21 protein-coding genes and 1 pseudogene are annotated in these 21,736 nt (G+C 71.5%); 10 read left to right on the top strand and 12 right to left on the bottom strand.

Going from position 1 to position 21,736, the window contains the following annotated elements; translation table 11 throughout:
• Positions 1-204: 204 nt before the first annotated feature.
• Together AB0B98_RS25790 and AB0B98_RS25785 are read left to right on the top strand one after the other, a co-directional pair.
• Positions 205-867 carry a hypothetical protein gene (locus AB0B98_RS25790; RefSeq protein ID WP_357365919.1) on the top strand — a complete coding sequence of 221 codons (663 nt, stop codon included), beginning with the start codon at positions 205-207 and terminating at the stop codon, positions 865-867.
• Positions 868-1,066: 199 nt separating this feature from the next.
• A complete protein-coding gene (locus AB0B98_RS25785) occupies positions 1,067-2,578 on the top strand; it encodes a phosphoesterase (protein ID WP_357365917.1) in 1,512 nt (503 codons plus the stop codon).
• A 90-nt stretch (positions 2,579-2,668) separates the two neighbouring features.
• Here AB0B98_RS25785 and AB0B98_RS25780 read toward each other — a convergent pair whose 3' ends face one another.
• Positions 2,669-3,271, bottom strand: a complete 603-nt coding sequence (locus tag AB0B98_RS25780) for a MarR family winged helix-turn-helix transcriptional regulator (RefSeq protein WP_357365915.1) — start codon at positions 3,269-3,271, stop codon at positions 2,669-2,671.
• A gap of 113 nt (positions 3,272-3,384) precedes the next feature.
• Between AB0B98_RS25780 and AB0B98_RS25775 the strand changes: the two genes are divergently transcribed.
• Genes AB0B98_RS25775 through AB0B98_RS25765 form a run of 3 tightly spaced genes read left to right on the top strand, consistent with a single transcriptional unit; the run spans position 3,385 to position 6,891 of the window.
• A complete protein-coding gene (locus AB0B98_RS25775) occupies positions 3,385-4,962 on the top strand; it encodes an LLM class flavin-dependent oxidoreductase (RefSeq protein ID WP_357365913.1) in 1,578 nt (525 codons plus the stop codon).
• A gap of 52 nt (positions 4,963-5,014) precedes the next feature.
• On the top strand, positions 5,015-5,632 hold the full coding sequence (locus AB0B98_RS25770; RefSeq protein ID WP_238668403.1) for a helix-turn-helix domain-containing protein: 618 nt from the start codon (positions 5,015-5,017) through the stop codon (positions 5,630-5,632).
• Positions 5,629-6,891, top strand: a complete 1,263-nt coding sequence (locus tag AB0B98_RS25765; protein ID WP_357365911.1) for an MFS transporter — start codon at positions 5,629-5,631, stop codon at positions 6,889-6,891. Before AB0B98_RS25770 ends, AB0B98_RS25765 begins: the two co-directional genes overlap by 4 nt.
• An 81-nt stretch (positions 6,892-6,972) precedes the next feature.
• Here AB0B98_RS25765 and AB0B98_RS25760 read toward each other — a convergent pair whose 3' ends face one another.
• The 5 genes and pseudogenes from AB0B98_RS25760 to AB0B98_RS25740 all read right to left on the bottom strand — a co-directional run bounded on the left by AB0B98_RS25760 (position 6,973) and on the right by AB0B98_RS25740 (position 9,966).
• A complete protein-coding gene (locus tag AB0B98_RS25760) occupies positions 6,973-7,668 on the bottom strand; it encodes an alpha/beta hydrolase (protein WP_357365909.1) in 696 nt (231 codons plus the stop codon).
• Between the two features lie 39 nt (positions 7,669-7,707).
• Positions 7,708-8,088, bottom strand: coding sequence for a VOC family protein (locus tag AB0B98_RS25755; RefSeq protein ID WP_238668400.1), 381 nt, complete (start codon positions 8,086-8,088; stop codon positions 7,708-7,710).
• Positions 8,089-8,206: 118 nt separating this feature from the next.
• A pseudogene (locus AB0B98_RS25750) lies at positions 8,207-8,308 on the bottom strand (DUF4291 domain-containing protein); the annotation flags it as partial.
• Positions 8,309-8,352: 44 nt separating this feature from the next.
• Positions 8,353-9,390 (bottom strand): L-dopachrome tautomerase-related protein, encoded by a 1,038-nt coding sequence (locus tag AB0B98_RS25745; protein WP_357365906.1) that lies wholly within the window; start codon positions 9,388-9,390, stop codon positions 8,353-8,355.
• Between the two features lie 153 nt (positions 9,391-9,543).
• A complete protein-coding gene (locus tag AB0B98_RS25740; protein WP_357365904.1) occupies positions 9,544-9,966 on the bottom strand; it encodes an MmcQ/YjbR family DNA-binding protein in 423 nt (140 codons plus the stop codon).
• 153 nt (positions 9,967-10,119) lie between these two features.
• Between AB0B98_RS25740 and AB0B98_RS25735 the strand changes: the two genes are divergently transcribed.
• Entirely contained in the window at positions 10,120-11,922 is a 1,803-nt protein-coding gene (locus AB0B98_RS25735; RefSeq protein ID WP_357365902.1) for an acyl-CoA dehydrogenase, read from the top strand.
• Positions 11,923-11,938: 16 nt separating this feature from the next.
• Here AB0B98_RS25735 and AB0B98_RS25730 read toward each other — a convergent pair whose 3' ends face one another.
• Positions 11,939-12,115, bottom strand: coding sequence for a hypothetical protein (locus tag AB0B98_RS25730; RefSeq protein ID WP_357365900.1), 177 nt, complete (start codon positions 12,113-12,115; stop codon positions 11,939-11,941).
• A gap of 97 nt (positions 12,116-12,212) precedes the next feature.
• Complete coding sequence (locus AB0B98_RS25725) at positions 12,213-12,932, bottom strand: spermidine synthase (RefSeq protein WP_357365898.1); 720 nt, start codon at positions 12,930-12,932, stop codon at positions 12,213-12,215.
• A gap of 129 nt (positions 12,933-13,061) precedes the next feature.
• On the opposite strand from AB0B98_RS25725, the gene eccB reads away from it, so the two are divergent.
• Entirely contained in the window at positions 13,062-14,447 is a 1,386-nt protein-coding gene (gene eccB, locus AB0B98_RS25720; RefSeq protein WP_357365896.1) for a type VII secretion protein EccB, read from the top strand.
• Positions 14,448-14,496: 49 nt separating this feature from the next.
• On the opposite strand, the gene AB0B98_RS25715 is transcribed toward eccB, so the two are convergent.
• The 4 genes from AB0B98_RS25715 to AB0B98_RS25700 are packed head-to-tail and all read right to left on the bottom strand — an operon-like array spanning position 14,497 to position 18,370.
• The gene (locus AB0B98_RS25715) at positions 14,497-15,102 is read right to left on the bottom strand and encodes a class I SAM-dependent methyltransferase (protein WP_238668391.1); all 606 of its coding nucleotides are present in this window, start codon (positions 15,100-15,102) and stop codon (positions 14,497-14,499) included.
• Positions 15,103-15,156: 54 nt separating this feature from the next.
• Positions 15,157-16,023 carry a carbohydrate ABC transporter permease gene (locus AB0B98_RS25710; RefSeq protein WP_091406739.1) on the bottom strand — a complete coding sequence of 289 codons (867 nt, stop codon included), beginning with the start codon at positions 16,021-16,023 and terminating at the stop codon, positions 15,157-15,159.
• Complete coding sequence (locus AB0B98_RS25705; protein WP_238668390.1) at positions 16,023-16,979, bottom strand: sugar ABC transporter permease; 957 nt, start codon at positions 16,977-16,979, stop codon at positions 16,023-16,025. Before AB0B98_RS25705 ends, AB0B98_RS25710 begins: the two co-directional genes overlap by 1 nt.
• Complete coding sequence (locus AB0B98_RS25700; RefSeq protein WP_357365893.1) at positions 16,976-18,370, bottom strand: extracellular solute-binding protein; 1,395 nt, start codon at positions 18,368-18,370, stop codon at positions 16,976-16,978. The genes AB0B98_RS25705 and AB0B98_RS25700 overlap by 4 nt, the downstream gene beginning before the upstream one ends.
• Positions 18,371-18,485: 115 nt before the next feature.
• Here AB0B98_RS25700 and AB0B98_RS25695 point away from each other — a divergent pair, with 115 nt between their 5' ends.
• The 3 genes from AB0B98_RS25695 (at position 18,486) to AB0B98_RS25685 (ending at position 21,732) form a co-directional block, all read left to right on the top strand.
• Positions 18,486-19,526 carry a zinc-binding alcohol dehydrogenase gene (locus tag AB0B98_RS25695; RefSeq protein WP_357365891.1) on the top strand — a complete coding sequence of 347 codons (1,041 nt, stop codon included), beginning with the start codon at positions 18,486-18,488 and terminating at the stop codon, positions 19,524-19,526.
• Positions 19,523-20,344, top strand: a complete 822-nt coding sequence (locus AB0B98_RS25690; protein ID WP_238668387.1) for a sugar phosphate isomerase/epimerase family protein — start codon at positions 19,523-19,525, stop codon at positions 20,342-20,344. Before AB0B98_RS25695 ends, AB0B98_RS25690 begins: the two co-directional genes overlap by 4 nt.
• A 110-nt stretch (positions 20,345-20,454) precedes the next feature.
• The gene (locus tag AB0B98_RS25685) at positions 20,455-21,732 is read left to right on the top strand and encodes a hypothetical protein (RefSeq protein WP_357366066.1); all 1,278 of its coding nucleotides are present in this window, start codon (positions 20,455-20,457) and stop codon (positions 21,730-21,732) included.
• Positions 21,733-21,736: the final 4 nt, after the last annotated feature.

Here is a 21,736-nt window from a genome sequence, read left to right as displayed (position 1 = left end):
TGTCACCATACGACAATCACCGACGTGGCGTCCTCCGAATCACTGTGATGTGTCGGCAGGTCGACTTCGTTTTCTGGCTAGCGCGCCGAATGGTTCTACGTCTGCTGTCCTAGCCGCCCTCGCGTCCGACAGCGAAATCTTGTTCATGATTCGTCGGAGGATGACCGGGTCACTGCCGGGAGCCGATCCACGGAGGGGGAAGCGTTGGACAGTACCGATCCTGACCGCGTCGTTCGGCTGGCCGTCGCCGAGGCGCTGGCCCGGGTGGCGGACGAGGACAGCCTGGGTCTGGGCGAGGGGGACGCGCTGGAGAGGCTCGGACGTGGGCTCCGTGAGGTGCTGCGCCGCGCCCTCGACGATCGGGTGCCACTGACCACGCCGCAGTTCGTCGACCTCTGCCGCGACCTGGGTCTGCACCGTGACGCCTTCGACCTGCTGGGGCACTACCTGATGACCGCGTTGCTGACCCAGCACGTCGGACCGGACGCCCTGATCCGCGTCGGGGTGCTCTTCGGCACCGTCGGGCGCTACCTGCCCGGTGCCCGCCCGGTGGCCCACCGCAACGAAGGGCCCGCGGCACGGCGACGCGACGTGCGCTCGGACAACAGCGTCGTCGGTCGGTACCGCCGCGCCAAGCTGCCGGAGCACCTCCCCAACCCGCCGAGCTGGACCTGCACCGGATGCGGCCGCGAGTGGCCCTGCGCCACCAAGCAGAGCCAACTGCTCGCCGAGTTCGGTGGAGCGCGCGCCTCCCTCGCGGTCTATCTCGGCTCCTGCCTCGTCGCCGCCGCCCAGGACCTGCCCACGATGCCGTTGCCCCGGGTCCGGCTCCGATTCCTGGGCTGGCTGCCGCGCGCCCGGATCTGACCGGGTGGCGGTGCGGCCTCAGTCCTGATCGGCACTCCGCGCGGTCGCGGTGTGACCCGCCGCCGTCCCGGCCCGGCACTCCGACAGGTCGGGGCAGGCTGTTCATCGCGCGCACCCGCTGCGTACGGCGGGTGTTCACCACCCTCTCCGAAGCTCCTTGATCGAAAGAGCATTCGCTTGATCGAGGAGAGGCTCTCACGTGAGAGACAAGCATCCCGAAGAGACCGAGCACGCGCAGCTGTCCCGGCGCAAGCTGGTCAAGTACGCGGGCGTCGGCGCGACGCTGGCCGCGGCCAGCCCACTGGTCGGCGCCGGTGCGGCGTGGGCCGGCGAGGACCGCCGGCCGGGTGACGACGACAAGACCGACCGGGGTAACTCCAGGAACCGGGCGTGGCGTGCGGGCGACCACCACATCCACTCCGAGTACAGCGGTGAGTTCGACACCACGAAGTCCCCGATCGTCTTCCACAAGGGCGCGGATGCGGTCTACCCGATCGTCACCAACGCCATCATGGCCAAGAACTTCGGCCTGACCTGGGCGATGTGCACCGACCACGGTGGACCGACCCACTCGAAGGTGAACATCGAGCAGGCGTACCCCGACCTGCTGCGGTCCCGCAAACTGGTCCCCGAGGTGCTCCAGTTCTGGGGCATGGAGTTCGACGCGCCCTCGCTGGACCACCACACGCTGATGATCCCGCGCCACGAGGACGAGGCGAAGCAGCTCTTCGAGCTGGAGAGCCGGTTCGCCAAGTACGACGCGTTCCCCACCGACCCGGCCCGCGACACCGAGGCCAAGATGGTGGAGTTCCTCAAGGTCGCCCGGGGCATGCCGCACAAGCCGTTGGTGATCGCCCACCACGCGTCCCGCTCGGCGCCCGGTCTCGGCGTCTACGGTCAGGACACCCCGCGCGAGTTCCGCAACGGCAACAACGCCGCGCCGGACGTCTACATCGGCTTCGAGGGCGCGCCCGGTCACCAGGCCGGCCCGCTCAACGGTGGCAAGCGGGGCGGCTACGGCAACCATCCCACCTACGGCGGCTTCGACCAGATGACCGCCCGGGTCGGCGGCCTGTGGGACTCACTGCTCGGCGAGGGCCGACGCTGGTGGATCACCGCGACCTCGGACTCGCACGTGCACTGGACCCGCGGCGGCTCCGACTTCTGGCCCGGCGAGTACAGCAAGACCTACGTGCACGCCCGCCAGGACTATGGCGACATCATGGATGGCCTGCGCAACGGCCGGATCTGGGTCACCACCGGTGACCTGATCCGCAGCCTCGACGTCACAGCCACGTCGCAGGGCAGGACCGCCGAGGTGGGCGAGACGATCACGGTGAGCCGTCGGAACCGTACCGATGTCGACATCGAGATCACGTTCCGCCCGCTGGGTGGGGTGAACGCGAACGGCGACCGGCCCGAGGTCCGCCGGGTCGACCTGATCGTCGGTCAGATCACCGGCCCGAGCGCCAGCCTGGACGCCGACACCAACCCCACCACGAAGGTGGCGGCGCGGTTCGGCCCGCGGGACTGGCGTCGGCAGGGCGACAGCTACGTCATCCGGCACACACTGCGCAATGTCGAGGCGGACACCTACGCGCGGGTGCGCGGCACCAGCACCGACGAGGCCGAGCCGCTCGCCGACGGGCTGGAGAGCCCGTGGGAAGACCTGTGGTTCTACTCGAACCCGGTGTTCGTGCACGTGCGCTGACCCGGCGCGGTAGCGACATCGCGGGCCTGTCCGGCACCGCTCGACCCCACGACATCGGGCCGTGGCGGGCGGGCCCGCAGTATCCGCAGGTCAGTCGGGCGTGCCGCGGCGGGCTCGGGGGGTGGCGGTTCGTCCGCTGCGCGCCGTCGCGGCACCGGTCCGGCGCGCGGCGGCCGGTGCCGTCGCCGAATCCGCCTGTACCTGTGTCACCACCTCGCAGAGGTCGCGCAACGGGTCCACCGCCTGGGCCGAGCAGGCGACCTTCTGAAGCAGTGACCGCAGCGTCGCCGACTCGGTCGAGGTGAGCGCCCCCAGCAGGTGCGCCTCGACCTGCCGCAGCGCCAACCGCCGCTGCTCCCAGGCGGCACGGCCGGCGTCGGTGACCTCGATCAGTCGGTTGCGCCGGTCAGCCGGGTCCGCGCGCCGGGCGACGAACCCGGGCCGCTCCAGGTCGTCGATCAGGTACGTGAGGACGGTGCGGTCGATGCCGATCTCCTCGGCGATCGCGCCCTGGTTTCGGGCCGGCCCGTTGCTGGCCGCGGTGAGCAGTTGGTAGCCGCGCGGGCCACCGGGGAAGTCGGCGAGCGTGTGCTCGGCCGCCCGGACGTAGCCGCGGAAGACGATGCCCAGCATCCAGCCCAGGTCGTCGTCGAGCGGATCGGGCCGGTCCGGCCGGTGAGAGGCACCCGTCATCCCCCGACAATACCGCAGCGGCGCAGACCTTGTTGGCAGAAGATATTCTGTGTGACATAAGGTTAAGGCCGCGACGCATCGTCCGAGGCGTCGGAAAATCGGGAGGCTCGCAGATGAGCGACTACGGCCACGACCTGGTCTTCGGCTCCTTCGTCACGCCCAGCGCTGACAATCCGGACCGTACGGTCGGTGTCGCCGTCCTGGCCGAGCAGGTCGGGTTGGACCTGGTCACCTTCCAGGATCACCCGTACCAGCCGGCGTTCCTCGACACCTGGACGCTGCTGAGCTTCGTGGCGGCCCGTACCAGCCGGGTGCACCTGTCGGCGAACGTGACGAACCTGCCACTGCGCCCGCCGGCGGTGCTCGCCCGCAGTGTGGCCAGCCTGGACCTGCTCAGCGGTGGCCGGGTCGGCCTCGGCCTCGGGGCGGGGGCCTTCTGGGATGCCATCGAGGCGATGGGTGGTCGGCGGCTGACTCCCGGCCAGGGCGTACGAGCGCTGGAGGAGGCCATCGAGGTCGTCCGTCAGCTCTGGGACGTCGAGACGCGCGGCGGAGTGCGGGTCGACGGTGAGTTCCACCGGGTGGTGGGCGCCAAGCGTGGTCCCGCTCCCGCCCACGCGGTGCCGATCTGGCTGGGCGCGTACAAGCCCCGGATGCTCCAGCTCACCGGTCGTCGGGCCGACGGTTGGCTGCCCACGCTGGGCTACCTCCAGCCCGGCGACCTGACCAGGGGCAACGCGATCATCGACGACGCGGCGCAGCAGGCCGGCCGGTCCCCGCGGGACGTGCGTCGGCTGCTCAACATCGCCGGAGAGTTCTCGCGCGTCGGGCGCAGTCCGCTGAACGGGCCCGCCGAGCAGTGGGCCGAGGAACTGGCGGAGCTGGCACTGGAGGAGGGCGTCGGCACCTTCATCCTGGGCAGCGACGACCCCGACGACCTGCGCCGCTTCGCCGGCGAGGTGGCCCCCGCCGTCCGCGAGCTGGTCGCGGCAGAACGTGACCGGGGCGCGACTCCGCAGCGTACGCCGGAACCGGAGCCGGAGCCGGTCGCTGCGCCGCCGGTCCGGGCGAGCCGCGCCACCGCGTCCGGTGGCGCGTTCGCCGTGGTGCCCACCCCTGACGACGGTGTACGGCGAAGCGAGCAGCAGGTGTGGGACGAGTCGACCCGGCCGACCGGGCCCGCGCCCGACCCGCAGCGCACCTACACCCCGCAGGAGCAGGCCACCGGCGCCCACCTCGTGCAGATCCACGACGGCCTGCGTGCCGAGCTGGCCCAGATTCACGACCTGATCGAGCAGGTGGCGGCCGGCGAGATCGACGCCGGCGCGGCCCGGTCCCACATCAACACGATGACCATGAGGCAGAACCGGTGGACCCTCGGGGTCTACTGCGAGTCGTACTGCCGCATCGTCACCACCCACCACACGATCGAGGACCAGTCGTTCTTCCCCAGGTTGCGGGCACGTGACCCCCGACTCGGTCCGGTGGTCGACCGGCTGGAGCAGGAGCACCACGTCATCCACGACGTGCTGGAGGGTGTCGACCGGGCCCTGGTCGCGTACGTCGGGTCTCCGGACGGCCTCGCCGAGCTGCGGGCCGCGGTGGACCTGCTGACCGACGCCCTCCTGTCGCACCTCAGCTACGAGGAGCGGGAACTGGTCGAGCCGTTGGCGCGGTTGGGCATCGCCTGATCAACGCGGCTCGGGGTTGCCCCGATCCCACCTGAGAGAATACTCTCGAAACATGTCTCTCAAGAATCCGTACGGGGATTTCGAGATCAGCGAGCCGCAGGCGCTGCGGGCGTTGGCCCACCCGGTCCGGCTGGCGATCCTGGAGCACCTCCAGCGGCACGGCCCGGCCACGGCCACCGGGCTCTCGCCGCACGTCGGCGCCACACCGTCGGTGGTCAGCTGGCACCTGCGGCACCTCGCGACGTTCGGCCTGGTCCTCGACTGGGACGGTGCCACCAGCAAGCGGGAACGCTGGTGGCAGGCGGCAGCCCGCGGCTTCCGCTTCACGGTGCCGGAGGGCACCGAGGGGCAGTCCGCCGGCCAGCAGCTCCGCGGCGAGATGTTCGCCCGCAACGCCGACGCACCCCAGCAGTGGCTGCTGCATGAGGAGCCCCGACTGGACCCCGAGTGGCGCGCGCTGGCCGGCATGGCCGACACCCGGTTCGTGGCCACCGCCGACGAGCTGCGGCAACTGGAGGAGTCCATTGAAGAGCTGATCGCCCCGTACGTACGGCGCAAGGACGAGTCGGCCCCGCCCGACGCGCGGATCGTCCGGATGCTGCGCTACCTGCTGCCCGAGCCGGGAGACGAAGCCCCGGCCGAGCCCGCCGACGGCCCGGCCGCGTCATGACCGCCACCGACGCCCCCGCCGACACCGCGCCCCCGCCGGCCCTGCACCGTGACCGGCGGTTCCGCACCTTCTGGATCAGCGAGACGATCTCCAACTTCGGCGATCGGATCAGCGAACTGGCCCTACCGCTGATCGCCGTCACCCTGCTCACCGCCACACCCGTGCAGGTCAGCGTTCTCACCGCGCTGATCTGGCTGCCCAACCTGCTGGGCCTGTTCCTGGGCGCCTGGGTGGACCAGCGCACCCACAAGCGACGACTGCTGATCATCGCGGATCTGCTCCGCGCCGCGGTGCTGCTCAGCCTGCCGGTGGCCTATCTGTTCGACGCGATCACCCTCACCCAGCTCTACCTGGTGGCACTGCTCACCGGCTTCGGAGCGGTGCTCTTCGCCATGGCACGCCAGGCGTTCTTCGTCGGCCTGGTGCCGAGATCGGCGTACGTGGACGCGAACAGCAAGATGAGCATGAGCCGGTCGCTCTCCTTCATCGCCGGTCCGGCCGTCGGCGGTGGGCTGGTCCAGGCGCTCAGCGCGCCGGTCGCGATCGTCACCGACGCGGTCAGCTTCCTCGGCTCCGCGCTGCTGCTCAGCCGCATCCCGGTGACCGAGCCACCGCCGGCACCGCGTCGGACGTCCACCCTCGGCATGGTCCGCGAAGGGCTCGTGCTGGTACTGCGACACCCGGTGCTACGGGCCGCCCTCGGCTGCACCAGCACCGTCAACTTCTTCACCTTCATCGCCGGCGCGCTGCTGGTGCTCTACGCCAGCCGCGAACTCCACCTGTCGGCGGGCGCGATCGGCATCGCCCTCGGTTTCGGAGCGATCGGCGGATTTGCCGGCGCGGCGCTCGCACCGAGGGTCTCACGCGCCATCGGTCTGGGCCGTACCGCAATGATCGGCGCGATGCTCTTTCCCGCGCCGCTGGCGCTGACCGCGCTGGTTTCCGGACCCACCTGGACGAAGGTGGCCATGCTGGCGGCCATCGAGCTGGTCTCCAGCGTCGGGGTGATGCTGATGGACGTGAACCTCAACGCCCTCCTCATCGCCGTGACCCCCGACGACGCGTTGGGACGGCGGGCCGGTGCCTACAGCGCCGTCAACTACGGCATCCGACCACTCGGCGCGCTGGTCGGCGGGGCGTTGGGCACCACCATCGGGCTGCGGCCCACCCTGGCCATCGCCGGCCTGGGTGGCGTGCTCGCCGTGCTGTGGTTGCTCGCGTCGCCGGTGCGCCACATCCAGACCCTGGATCCGGCCTGAGGGCTGCGGCGGCGCTCGATGGTGCCGTCGTCAGCGGCTCGGCTCGCCCTGGCCTGGGCCACGGGCGCAGGCCAGCGAAGGTCAGCCGACCTGCGCCAACAGAATCCGGGCCAGCTCGGTGGGCTGGGAGAACATCGGCCAGTGACCAGTGGCCATGGTGACCAGTCGCCACTGGTCGCTGGTCAGCAGTTTCGCCACAGTGTCGTTGGGCTCAGGCCCGTCGAGCAGGCACTTGACGTACGTCGCCGGCAGCTCACCCAACGGCCGGGCCAGCACGGCCGGCTCGGTCAGGGTGGCTCCCGGATGCGGCGTGCAGCCCTCGATCAGCCGGGCGACCTGCTCGTCGGTGAGACCCTGACCGTCCGCGTCGGCCGCGCCGAGCGGAGCCCAGTAGCCGTTGTTGGAGGCGATCTGCGCCTCGAAGGCCGCCTGGCCCTGCCACCAGGCGGAGGCGAACGACCCACCGTCGACAGGCACCTCCGCGTCCACGAAGACCACCCGGCTCAACCGGTCGCCGATCCGCTCGGCGGCCTGACCCACCGGAATGCCCGAGTAGCTGTGCCCGACCAGCACCACGTCGTGCAGGTCGCCGCGCTCGATCTCGTCGACGATGTCCCGCACATGGGTCTGCTGCCCGGCGGGCACGCCCTGCTTCTCGGCGAGGCCGGAGAGGGTCAACGCGTGGGTGCCGTGGCCGGCCGCCCGAAGTGGTGCCACCACCTCGTCCCATGCCGAGGATCCCAGCCACGCCCCTGCCACCAACACGAAATCAGCCATGGCCGGGAGCGTAATCCCGACCTGCGACAGGTCGGCGGGTCACGACCAGGTGCGGGCCTCGGCCGCGAACACCTCCGGCGGACTCGCCACCGGAAGCACACAGAGCAGGTGGCCACCGGGCGCCCGCAGGATCCGGCACTCCAGCCACCGCGACACCTCGGTGGCACCCAGAGCCATCAACCGCCCGGTCTCGGCCGGCACATCGTCGGTCTCGATGTCGAGGTGGAAGCGCGGCGCGTCGTCGACCGCCTGGACCGCGGTGACCAGCCCCGGCAGCGCCTCGTGCAGGCCGACGAACTGCGGCTCGGCCGGAACGGGCCGGGTGCCGACACCGAGCGCCGCCGACCAGAACTCCGCAGCCTGGGCGGCCTCCGCCTCGGGAGCGTCGATCAGCAGCGCGTACACACGGCTTCGGTGCATGCCGGCCAGGATATCGAGAATGTCGATGTGTTGCGCGACGCGATGCGTGACACCTGCACGACGGCGACCGCGCGGGCTCACCCGGAGGCATCGAGGTGGGCCGCGATCTGCCTCGGCAGCGGATGGGAGCTACGAAGCGACCGGCGGCCACCGCCGGCAGCGCGATCTCCGGTGGGTACGCCTGGTACCCGGTGATCGTGTCTGTCGAGTTTCTACTCAGGCCGGGGTTTCCCGGTGCGAACCGGCGGCTGCCGGACCGGGCACTCAGGGGTGGTCCCGGGCGGGTGGCCCGGCCTCGACCGGTATCCGGTAGATCTGCACCGGGTAGTCGACGGCCGAGACCCCGCCGTTGAGCCCGGCGGTCAGGTGCAGCTGGGCCGCCGGCATCCAGAGCCGCGCGTCGGCGTCGAGCCACATCGCGTCCACCCAGGCCAGCCGGGGGTCGGCGACGAGCGTCCGTACGCTGCGGTCGGGTGCGAGGACGAGGACGCGCCGCCGTTCCAGATCGCTGAGGTAGATGGTGCCGTTGGCGTCGATGGCGGTGCCACCGGTGCTGGGTGTGTCACACCAGCGTTCGACAGTCCGGGCCAGCTCGTCGGCGGACACCGACGGGTCGTCCAACCAGCGGGTGACGATCCGGGACATTCCGCCCGAGGCCGGCTGGTAGTAGAGCCAGCGACCGTCCGGCGACACCTCCAACTGGTCCACGTGCAGGCGTACCTCGGCGCCGCCCGGGTCGCGCAGCACGCGACCGTCGGCGACCACCGGGCCGCCCGCCGTGCTCGGATGCCCGTCCAGCACCCGTCTCGACCGACCCGAGTCGAGGTCGAGCACGATGAGGCCGGCCGCCCCGGCGTCGCTGCAGTACGCCATCCGGCCGTTGAATCGGACGTCGTCGACGTAGCTGCCCGGGTGCACCGCCTCATCGAGGTGGTAGACCCGCTCCACGTTGTCGTCATCCGGGTCGACAGCAATCAGCCGAGCACCGCCCGGCACCTGCGCGCCGCCGATCTGCGGCGAACCCGAGTCGACGATCCACAACCGGCCATCCGGGCCGACGCGCAACCCGTTGACGTGCACGAACGCCCCACTCGGCGATTGGTTGGCACTGTTCCACTCGGCGTCGGGGTAGGGGACACGACGGCCGTCCGGCAGCGCCTCCACCACCTGCACGCCGGGCCGATCCGCCGACGGGTAGCTCAGGAACACCCGCCCGCGCACCGTGGTCACGCCCGTGCACACCCGGTCTTCCTGGAACACCGGCGTCAACCGGTGATCCTCCTCGGTGGGCAGCGACGACATGGACCTGCTCCTCACCCGCCCGGCGGCGCCTCGGTTTCGGCCGGTGACCGACGGCTACTGCCATCCGGCGCGGTATCCCCGGAGCGCGCCGGCCGAAACCGCCGGTCGCAGGACACCGCCGCCGCTGATCCGGCGAGAGGGTGCCAACGGCGCTCAGCCGGTCGGCGGTGCCGGGGGGCCGATCCGCGCGGCGAGCTGCTTCGGGGCCATGACGACGTAGCTCTCGGTGAGCAACTCACCCACCTCCTCCCAGTCGGTGTTCCCGTCCAGGACCATGCCCATCACGTTCGGGCTCCAGTCCGGTTTGTAGAAGGGGTGCCCGGTGGCGAGGAGCCCGGCGATCTCGTCGAGTGGCGACCGGAAGGTCAGCAGGCAGGCGGGCTGGTCGACTGCGGCAGCCCGTGCGTGCACCGGCTGGCGATCGGGGTCGACGGTGAGCACGTGAGCGATGGTCCGCTTGCGGATCCGCCAGCGGGTGCCTACCCAGGCGGGCTCCTCGTAGGTTTCCGGCAGCCCGAGACAGATCGGCCGCAGCCGGTCGAGGATCTCGGGCGGGACGTCTCCAGGTGCGCTCACGGGCAACGACGCTAGGCGGTCGGTGTGACAAGTTCCGCTCGTCGAAGCCGGCCCGGGCCGGTGGTGCGCGCCCTGTGGATCCGCCAGGATGGGCGGGGCGACAGTGGGCCGTCGCCCCGGCCCGACCCGCCCCCGTGCCCGCTGAGGAGTGCCGTGCCGTCCACCCTGCTCTCCCGCCGTGACCTCGACTTCCTGCTGCACGAGTGGCTGCGGGTGTCCGAGCTCGTCGAGCGGCCCCGCTACGCCGAGCACTCCCGGGAGACCTTCGACGACGCCCTCGATCTCGCCGAGCGGGTGGCCACCGAGCAGTTCGCCCCGCACAACCGCGCCGCCGACCTGGCCGAGCCCACCTTCGACGGGCAGCGGGTGCGGCTGATCCCGCAGGTCCGTGCGGCCTTGGACAGCTTCGCCGAGACGGGCCTGCTCACTGCCGGGCTGGACGCCGCTGTCGGTGGCCTGCAACTACCGCACGCCGTCGCTGCGGCGTGCTTCACCTGGTTCCAGGCCGCAAACGTGGCCACCTCGGCGTACCCGTTCCTGACCCTGGGCAACGCCAACCTGCTGCTGGCCCACGGCAGCCCCGAGCAGGTGGACACCTACGTCCGGCCCATGCTGGACGGCCGGTTCTTCGGCACCATGTGCCTGTCCGAGCCGCACGCCGGCAGTTCGCTGGCCGACATCACCACCCGCGCCGAGCCGCAGGCGGACGGCACGTACCGGCTCTTCGGCACCAAAATGTGGATCTCCGGCGGCGACCACGAGCTGGCCGAGAACATCGTCCACCTGGTGCTGGCGCGCATCCCGGGCGCGCCGCCCGGCGTCAAGGGCATCTCGCTGTTCATCGTGCCGAAGGTGCTGGTCGGCCCGGACGGGTCGCTCGGCGAGCGCAACGACGTGGCATTGGCCGGGCTCAACCACAAGATGGGATTCCGGGGCACCACAAACACCCTGCTCAGCTTCGGCGACGGCGCGCATACCCCGGCCGGCCGCGCCGGAGCCGTCGGTCACCTGGTCGGTGCGCCGCATCAGGGTCTGGCGCAGATGTTCCACATGATGAACGAGGCCCGGATCGGGGTCGGGGCGGGCGCCACCGCGCTGGGCTACACCGGCTACCTCAAGAGCCTGGCGTACGCGAAGGAGAGGCCGCAGGGCCGGCCGGTCGGCGCGAAGGACCCGGCCGCCGCGCAGGTGCCGATCATCGACCACCCTGACGTCCGACGGATGCTGCTGGCCCAGAAGAGCTACGTGGAGGGGGCGCTGGCGCTGGTGCTCTACTGCGCGCGATTGCTCGACGAGCAGAAGACCGCACCGGCCGAGGCCGACCGCGAGCGCGCGCACCTGCTGCTGGGCGTGCTCACCCCCATCACCAAGAGTTGGCCGTCGCAGTGGTGCCTCGCCGCCAACGACCTGGCGATCCAGGTGCTCGGCGGTGCCGGCTACACCCGCGACCACGATGTGGAGCAGCACTACCGGGACAACCGGCTCAACCCGATCCACGAGGGCACCCACGGCATCCAGGCACTGGACCTGCTGGGACGCAAAATGATCATGCAGGGCGGCGCTGGTCTCGCCCTGTTGACCACGACGATCGGTGACACGGTCGAGCGGGCCCGGAAGGTCGGGGGAGAGGCGTCCGAGCTGGCGGACCGGCTGGCCGCCGCGGTGGACCGGGTCACCGCTGTCACCCGCCGACTGTGGGCCGACGGTGACCCGGTGCTCGCACTGGCCAACGCCAGCGCCTACCTGGAGGCCGTCGGGCACGTGGTGATCGCGTGGATGTGGTTGGAGCAGGTGCTGGCGCTGCCGGCGGAGGGCGCCGGCGACGCGTTCCACGCCGGCAAGCGGCAGGCCGCCCGCTACTTCTTCGCAGTCGAGTTGCCCCGCACCGGCCCGCAGTTCGACCTGCTGGCGAACATGGACCGAACCACGCTCGACATGCGCCCGGACTGGTTCTGACCGGCCCCGCCGCCGGTCACCGTCGGCGGGACTGGTGACTCATTGCCTGCCGCCCCTTGGCGAAGCCCCAGACGATCACGATCACCAGCGCGATCACACCGATGATGATCAGCCAGCGGACGGCCTCGAGAACCAACCCGAGCAGGATCAGCACGCCGGCGACCACGCCGACAACCCAGAGCAGTGCACGCATGTCGACCTCCCGTAACCGGCCGCGCCTGGTGCGGCCGGCCCCGGCTTCTCGTTCCCCGTCCGGCCGACACCATGCGCGCGCGGCACACCGAAGTCGATCAGGAGCCGGTACGCGCCACGTAGACGGTGTTTGCCGACTCCCCGCCGGTCAGCGGATTGGCGAACGGCACGACATGCGCGCGTACGCTCACGAACACCTCGGTGAGCGCGGCGGTGAACTCGGCGTCCGGCGGGTCGTCCGACCAGAGCGCGAAGACGCCCTCGGGGCGCAGCAGGGCGGCCAGGCGACGCAACCCGGCCGGCGGGTAGAACGCCGCGTGGCTCGGGTGCAGGACGTTGCGCGGGGAGTGGTCGACGTCGAGCAGCACCGCGTCGAACCGCCGGCCGGGCACCTCTGTGTCGAAGCCAATGTCACCGGCCACCGCCGAGAAGAAGTCGGCCTGCACGAAGCGGGTCCGCGGGTCCTCGGCGAGCCCCGCCGCGAACGGCAACAGCCCTCGTTGGTGCCAGTCGATCACGTCCACGATCGCCTCCACAACGAACAGTGAGCGCACCCGGGGGTCGCCCAGCGCCGCGCAGGCGGTGTAACCCAGCCCGAGACCGCCCACCACCACGTCGAGCGATTCACCGGCCACCTCGGCGAGACCGAGCCGGGCCAGCTCGATCTCCGCGACCGGGAAGAGGCTGGACATCAGGTACTCGTCGTCGAGCTTGACCTCGTAGACCTCGACCTGGAGTGCCGGGTCCCGGCGTCGGCGCAGGCTGATCGCGCCGATCGGGGTCTCCCGCCAGGCCAGCTCTTCGAAACGCGCGCCCACGGATGCCCTCTCGCCGCCGGATTCGTCCACGGATGGTACCGGTTGCCCCGCGACGGGCGGCCACGCAGGGTCCACGGGACATCGACGCAGCGCATATCCTGTGCCCGGCCGATCCACCGGAGGAGACTCATGCCGTCGCGGCAGGACCAGCTGCACTCCTACCAGTTCAGCGTCCAGCGGGCGGTCGCCGCCCTGGTCATGCGGGAGACCGACCCCGCGCAGTCGCCGTTTCGGCGGCTGGCCGGCGCCGGCCTGGCCAGCGTCCTGGTCGCGGCGATCGGGCTCGGTGGTTTCGCCCTCTACGGCCTGTTCGCCGGCGGCGGCAAGGGGTGGCGCGACCCGGGCGCGGTGATCGTGGAGAAGGAGTCCGGCGCCCGGTTCGTCTACCGCGAGCAGAAGCTGCACCCGGTGCTCAACTACGCCTCGGCGCTGCTCATCGTCGGTGCGGACCGCTCGAAGACGGTCCTGGTGTCCCGACGCACGATCGACGGAGTGCCGCGCGGGCTGCCGTTGGGCATCGCCGACGCACCCGACTCGCTGCCCGCCCCGGGCCGGCTGGCCGCCACGGCGTGGACGGTCTGCTCAACGGTCCCGGCCGGTGCGGGCGGCGAGGCGCCCCGCTCGGCGTTGCTGATCGGCACCGAGCCCGACGGCGGTCGGCAGTTGGGCGACGACGCGCTGCTCCTGCGTCACCCCGACGGTGGGCTGCACCTGGTCTGGCACCAGCGCCGCTACCTCGTCCGTGATCCCAGCCGGGTGCTGGCAGCGCTCGCCACCACCCGCGCCCAGGCGGTCCGGGTGGCGCCGGCACTGCTCAACTCGCTGCCCGCCGGCACCGACCTCGCCCCGCTCGATCTGCCCGCGCTGGGTCGGCCCGCCAGCCGGGTGCCGGGTGCGGCGATCGGCACGGTCTACCTGGTGAGCAACTCCGGTGGCGGCCGGCAGTACGCGGTGGCGCTCGACGCCGGCCTGGCCGGCATCACCGAGTTGCAGGCGGGGTTGTTGCTGGCCCGCACCGGGCAGGTCGAGCCGGTGCCGATGACGTTGGGTCGGTTCGCGGCGCTGCCCACGGTGCCTGATCTCGCCCCAACCGGTCCGAACGCCCCACCACCGGCCCCGCCCCGGCTCGCGGCCGGCGACGGCGGGGCGCTCTGCACCCGCATCGGCGACGATGGCGGGGTTGGTGAGGTGCGCTGGGGCGTACCGCTGCGGGACCTGACGGCCGTGCCTCGCACCGCGACGACCGGCGGCGCGGTGCTGGCCGACCATGTGGTGGTGGAGCCAGGCCGCGGCGCTGTGGTCGAGGCCGCCGCGGCGCCCGGCGCGACCGGCGGCGCGGTCTCCGTGGTCACCGACCTGGGCCGACGGTACGTGCTGGCCAACCGCGAGGTGCTCCCGATGCTCGGCTACCGCGACGTGCGGCCGGTGCGGCTACCGGCCGGGCTGGTCAGCCTGGTGCCTGCCGGCGCCACCCTCGACCCGGCCGCCGCCCGCGCCGTCGCCGCTGGGGACTGAGGGCGACCCGGCCCTGCGGCGTGGCGGAGCAGCGCGCGGCAGACGGTGCTCAGTCGGCCGGGCGGCGCAGGACGGTGACCGCGAACGGCGCGTCGTCACGCCACGGGCGCAGGTCCCAGGTGGCGAAGCGCTGCTCCACCCGCAGGCCGGCGGCCACCGCGTCGGCGTCGAACGCGGTCAGCGGGTAACCACGCTCGGTGCCGAAGCCCACGGTGAGCACCCCGTCGGGCCGCAGGTGCATCGCGACCCGGCGCAGCACCTCCGGTTCGGTGCCGACGGCGACGAAGGCGAGCACGTTGCCGGCCAGCACCGCCGCGTCGAACGGCTCGGCCTCACCCAGCGCCGGTAGATCCAGTTCGGCGAGGTCGGCGACCAGCCACGTCGGGCCGGGATAGTCGGCGCGGGCGGCATCCACCAGCGCGGGGTCGGCGTCCACCCCGACCACCGTGTGACCCCGCTCGGCCAGCGCGGCGCCGACGCGGCCGGTGCCACTGCCGGCGTCGAGAATGCGGGAGCCGGGCGCGACAAGGGCGTCCACCAGTCGGGCCTCGCCGGCCAGGTCAGCGCCCTCGGCCGCGAGCTTCCGGAACCGGTCGATATACCACTGTGAGTGCTCGGGACCGGTGTCGGTCGCCCAGCGGGTCGGGTTGGCCATGAGGCCACCGTATCCGGGCCGGTGGCGGCCGGGCGGGCGACCCGGACGAGACGATCATCCCTTCTCCGCGCCGCTGGTCAGCCCCTCGGTGAGCAGCCGTTCGCTCGCGAAGAAGAGGATCACGATGGGCAGCGTGAGCACCACCGACCCGGCCATCAGCACGGTCTTGGGGACCTCCACCCCGTCGGCGAGCAGTGACAACCCGAGTGACACCGTCCACCTGTTCGGTTTGTCGACCAGGAACAGCAGGGCGAAGAGGAACTCGTTCCAGGCGATCATGAAGTCGTAGAGCGCGACCGCCATGATCGACGGCATCGCCAGGGGCAGGCTGACCCGGCGGATGATGCCGAGCCGGCCGGCGCCGTCGATGGCGGCGGACTCCTCCAGGCTGACCGGAATGGTCTCGAAGTAGTTCTTCAGCATGTAGACCGACACCGGCAACGTCTGCGAGATGTAGACGAGCACCAGACCGAACAGCGAGCCGCGCAGCCCGGCCCGGGTGAAGACCACGAACAACGGGATCGCGATGACGATCGACGGGAACAGGTAGACCGCCAGGAACAGGAAGTCCACCTGTCGCCGGCCGAAGAACCGCAGCCGGGCCACCGCGTACGCGCCGGGGATCGCGACCAGGAGAGTGAGCACTGTCGCCGCGACGGCGACCAGACCGCTGTTGCGGATGAAGGTGAGGAAACCCTGGCCGCCGTCGTCGGTGGCCTTCAACACCTCGGCGTACGTGGCGACTGTCAGCTCACCGAAGCCGACCACCAGCGCCCCGGGGTCGAGCAGCAGCCGCTCGATGGGGCGCACCGAGAGCACCAGCATGTAGTAGAAGGGGAAGACCGTGATCACCAGGAAGACGGCGATCACCAGGCGGCGCAGCCAACGCAGGCTCACCGTCTCGACCACGTCCCGGTCCATCAGCTCACCCTCCGTCCGAAGAAGCGCAGATAGATCAGCACGAACACGATGAGCACCACGGCCAGCACCACCGCCTGCGCGGCCGCGGCCCCGATGTCGGTACGGGCGGTGAGGAACTCGTACACCCGCACGCTGACCACCTCGGTGCCGGCCGCACCGCCGGTGAGCAGGTAGACGTCGTCGAACTTGTTGAACGTCATGATGAAGCGCAGCACGCCCAGCAGGGCGATCACCGGCAGCAGTTGCGGCAGCAGGATGTGCCGGAACCGCTGGGTGGGGGTGGCGCCGTCGACCCGGGCGGCCTCCTCCAACTCGCCGGGCACCGCCTGGAGCCGGGCCAGCAGGAACAGGAACGCGAACGGGAAGTACCGCCACGCCTCGAAGGCGATCACCGTGGCCAACGCTGTCGACTCCTGGGTGAGGAACGGAACCGGGGCGTCCCAGCCGAGCAGGCGTTGACCCCACGCGTTGACGATGCCGAGCTGTGGGTCGAGCATCACCTGCCAGACGAACGTCACGGCGACCACCGGCGCCACGTACGGCAGCAGCATGGACGCCCGGACCAGGGTGCGACCACGAAACGGCCGGCGGACGACCAGTGCGGCCACCAGGCCGAGCACTATCGACCCGACGGTGCCGCCGATGCTGTAGATCAGCGTGACCCACAGCGTCTCGGCGAAGCCGGGGGTGTGCAGCACCCGGTCGATGTTGTCCATCGTGAACTCGCCGAACAGACCGGTCTTGCGCAGAGTGGCCAGCCGGACCCGCTGGAAGGCGAGCACCACCGTCCACACGATCGGAATGCCGATGACAGCGATGGTGACGAGCAGTGTCGGTGCTACCAGCGCGAGCCCGGCCCGGGATTCGCGGCGGCGCAGGGTCAACTGTCGGCGCCGGGGTGGCGCCGACCGCTCCCTGGTGGGGGAGCGGCCGGGGCCGGGCGCGGTGGTGGTCAATTGACGCCGGCCTTGATGGCGTCCACGTCCTTCGTGGCGCGGTTGGCGGTGGCCGCCGCGTCGGACTTGCCGGAGACGAGGTCGCCCAGGGCCTTGGGCACCGGCAACTCGCCGAGCATGGCGCCGACGAGTTTGCCCTGCCCCTGGCTGAGCCCCCAGCGCCCGAAGGTGTCCGGGCTGCGGCGCAGCGTGGCCAGCACCTCGTCGCCGTACACGTCGGTGAGGGGCTTCTTCGCGTCCACGCCCGCCTGGCTGGTGTTCCAGGCGGTCAGGTACGCCTCCGGCTCGGCGGGGGTGCCCTTGCGCACCGGGAAACGGCCCTCGGGGGACATGCCGAACCAGCGCGGGTAGCCGTCACTGAGCATGTACTCCACGAAGGACTTCGCCGGGTCGGTCACCGCGCCGTCGAGAACCGCCCACGAGCTGATCTCGCCGTACTGGGCCGGTTCGGTGCCGTTCGGGCCCTTGATCGCGGTGACGAACCCGCTGTTCTTCGCGAGGAAGGCCGGGTCCGCCTGGCACTGGGGGCAGGTCGGCTTGGCGTCGTTGCGCAGCCCGGCCAGCTCGTCGAGGATGAACGGTGACCAGATCACCATGGCGGCCTTGCCCGCGAAGTAGGTGGCCCGGGTGGTGTCCACGTCCTGCGCGCCCTTCACCGAGCTGGTGCGGATCAGGTCACCGTAGAAGCGGAACGCCTCGACGCACTGGGGCGAATCCAGTGTCACCTTCCCCGAGTCGTCGGTGAGCTGGCAGCCGTTGGCCAACGCCAGGTGCTCGAAGGTCTGCTGGGTGAACACGTCACTGGGGGCGGTCGCCGCGGTGATGCCGGCGACGCCGCCGGTGTTCAGTCGGGCCGCGGCGGCGGTGATCCGCTCGTACGTGTCGGGGGCGGGCAGGCCGGCCGCGGCGAACAGGTCCTTGCGGTAGACGAGCAGCTGCCCCCAACCGTCGCTGGGCACGGAGAGCTGTTTGCCGTCGTCGGAGGTGAGTTCCAGCGCTCGGGGGGAGAACGTCTGCTTGCCCAGCTTGTCGACGACCTCCGCGTTCGCCGAGGTGTGCAGCAGCTCGTTGCTGTCGAGCGTACGGATGCCGGCGAGGGAGACCGACCCGACCACGTCGGGCAGGTCGCCGGCGGCGGCGTTTGCGGCGATCAAGGAGGGGAACTGGTCCTCGTTGACGGTCACGAGATCGACCTGGATCCCGGTCTTGGCGGTGAAGTCGGCGATGATCGCCTTGGTGGCGGTGACCCGGTCGGCCACGTCCTCCAGGCTCCAGACGGTGATCTTCTTGCTGTTGCTGTCGGATGCGTCGTCGCCGCAGGCCAGCAGGGTGGACGCGGTCAGTGCCAGGATCACTGTGGTGGCGAGTATCCGCCTCGGAGGTGCTGACATCGATGGCACTCCTCTCGAAGGGTACATCAAGGATCCAACACCTTCGATTGATCAATAGCAAGACATATCGCGATTTTTTGCTATCCTGGAGCCCAGTGCTACCGGGATGTGACACATGGGCAACTGGGTGGTCTCTCTCGCCGGGCCTCGACGCATCAGCCTCGAGCCCTGCCCGCCGGATCCGCTCGGCCCCGGCCAGGTCCGAGTCCGCACCTGCTACTCGGGCATCTCCGCCGGCACCGAGCTGACCCTCTACCGGGGCAGCAATCCCCGGCTCAGCAAAGACTGGGACGACGCCGCCCGGATGTTCGTCCCCCGACAGAGCCCGGTTCCCTACCCGTTGATCGGCTTCGGCTACGAAGAGGTCGGCGAGGTCGTCGAGGTCGCGCCGGACGTCACCGACCGACACCCGGGGCAGCTCGTCTGGGGCATCTGGGGGCACCGGGCCGAGGCCGTGCTCGCCGCCGACGCGGTCCGCGCGCTCCCCGCCGGGCTGGATCCGCTCGCCGCTGTCTTCGCCCGCCCCGGCGCCATCGCGCTGACCGCCGTGCTCGCCGGTGACCTGCACCTCGGTGACTGGGTCGGCGTCTTCGGCCAGGGTGTCATCGGGCTGCTCGCCACCCGGCTCGCGGTGCTCTCCGGGGCCCGGGTGGTGGCCGTCGACCCGGTTCCCGACCGGCTGGAGCACGCCGCCAGATACGGCGCACAATCCACTGTGGACGCCACTGTCACCTCCGCCGCCGCCGCGTTGCGCCAGGCCACCGCCGGCCGGGGAGCCGATGTCTGCCTGGAGTTGTCCGGCGCGTACCCGGCGCTGCACGAGGCGATCCGCTCCACCGCCCACGCCGGCCGGGTCGTGGCCGCCGGCTTCTACCAGGGCCAGGCCGACGCGCTCGGCCTCGGCGAGGAGTTCCACCACAACCGCATCCAGTTGGTGGCCGCCCAGGTCTCCGGGCCCACCCCCGCGCCGAGCATGGCCGGCCGGTGGACCGGAGACCGGGTCGCGCAGACCTTCATGGACCTGGTGGCCGACCGCAGCGTCGACCCGCTGCCGCTGGTCAGCCACATCGTCGACGCCAGCGCGGTCGCCGACGCCCTCGCGCTGCTCGACCGCGGCGCCGGTGACGTCCTCCAAGTCGTGCTGAGGTTCTCATGACCACCATCGCGCTGGCCTGTCAGGAACAACTCCTGCCGGGCACCAACCTGATCCAGAAGTACGCCCTCGCGGCCGCACTCGGCTACCAGGGCATCGAGCTACGCGGCCGCGGCGACCTGGCGTTCGCCCGCCGGTTGCCCGAGCTGCGCCGGGCCCGCGCCGCCGGGGTGGTGATGCCCACCGTCTGCGTCGAGATGGACCACTTCATCGGCGACTTCGACAGCGCGCGGTCCGCCGACGCCGTCCACAACCTGCGCTCCCAACTCTCGGTGATCGCCGAGCTGGGTGGCGTCGGGGTGATGACCCCGGCCGCCTGGGGGATGTTCTCCCGACGACTCCCGCCGTTCGAGCCACCCCGCCCGCCGGACGGCGACCGGCAGGTGCTCCTCGACGCCCTCGGCGAGCTGGGCGAACACGCCCGGGCCGAGGGCGTCACCCTCTTCCTGGAACCCCTCAACCGGTACGAGGACCACATGGTCAACCGTCTCGACGAGGCGGTGGCGCTCTGCGCTGCGCTCGGGCTGCCGTCGGTCCGGGTGGTCGCCGACACCTTCCACATGAACATCGAGGAGGACGACGTGCACCGCGCGCTGCGCGCCGCCGCGCCGTACCTCGGGCACGTCCAGGTCAGCGACTCCAACCGGTACCAGCCCGGCGCCGGGCACCTGGACTGGACGGCGCTGGTGCGTACCCTCCTGGAGCTGGACTACCGGGGGTGGCTGTCCCTGGAGTGCCGGCTGCGCGGCGACCCGGTCCGCGCCCTGCAACAGGCGGCCACGGTGCTGCGACACGCGCTGCCCCGGCGGGCCGCCGCGTGACCGCCGGTGCTGGGCAGACAGGTGTCGGCGCGCCCGCCGCCGCCGAGTCGGCCCGCAGCAGTGTGCGCGCCGACACCGCCGGTACGGGTGGCCCGGCCGACGCGGCCGGGCTGCGTCGGCTCGCGATCGACACGCTCGACGCCAACTGGGAGCACGACCACACGGTGCCCTCACGCACGCTCTACCCGCACCAGTGGAGCTGGGACTCCGCGTTCATCGCGATCGGGTTGGCCCAGGTTAGCCCCGACCGTGCCTGGCGGGAGCTGGCAAGCCTGTTCGGGGCGCAGTGGGCCGACGGACGGGTGCCGCACATCGTGTTCAACCCGGCGTTGCGGGTCGGCGCGTACTTCCCGGGGCCGGAGATGTGGCGATCGGCCGACGTGCCGGGAGCGCCGACGGTGGCCACCTCCGGCCTGGTCCAGCCGCCGGTGCACGCGCTCGCCGCGTTGTTGGCGTACCGGCGGACGCCCGACCCGACCGCCCTGCGCGTGCTCTACCCCGCGTTGGTCGCCCAACAGCGCTACCTGGCCGACCGGCGGGACGTGGCCGGTGACGGACTGGTCTGCATCGTGCACCCGTGGGAGTCGGGGTTGGACAACAGCCCGGCGTGGGACGAGCCGATGGCCGCGGTGCCGGCCGAGGCGGCAGTGATGCGGGCGTACCGTCGGCACGACACCACGCACGCCGACGCCGCGCACCGCCCCACGGACCTGGACTACGCGCGCTACCTGGCGATCGTCGCCGCCTACCGCGACCACTGCTACTCCGACCGGGACCTGGCCGGCGGGCACCCGTTCCTGGTGGAGTGCCCGCTGTTCAACGCGGCGTTCGGGGCCGCCGAACACGCCCTCGCCGAGATCGCCGCGCTCGTCGGTGGGGACCCCGGACCGCACCGGGTCCGCGCGGCCCGCATCACCGAAGCACTGGTACGCCGGCTGTACGACCCGGACACCGGCACGTTCCAGCCCCGTGACCTGCGCACCGACCGGTTGGTGAGCGCCCGTACCGTGCTCGGGCTGACCCCGCTGATCCTGCCCGACCTGCCGACCCGGCATGTCGACGCGCTGGTCGTCGAGGCCCGGTCGGCGCGCTTCGGGGTGGCCCGTCGGATGGACCGGCCGCTGCCCACCTACGACCGCACCGCACCCGACTTCGAGCCGCTTCGTTACTGGCGTGGGCCGAGCTGGCTCAACATCGGCTGGCTGGTCCGGCGTGGGCTGCTCGGTCACGGGCACCCGGAGCTGGCCGCCGGGCTGCGCCGTTCGATGATCGGTCTGGTCGCCGGGGCCGGCTGCCACGAGTACTTCCACCCGGACACCGGTGCCGGGCTGGGCTCACCGGCGTTCAGCTGGACTGCCGCGCTGCTGCTCGACCTGCTCGCCGACTGAGCGC

Origin of the sequence: Micromonospora sp. NPDC048947, from assembly GCF_040649495.1 — a bacterium.
GTDB lineage: Bacteria > Actinomycetota > Actinomycetes > Mycobacteriales > Micromonosporaceae > Micromonospora > Micromonospora alfalfae.
The sequence above is the reverse complement of the archived record's forward strand: the minus strand, read 5'-3'. Positions and strand labels throughout refer to the sequence as shown.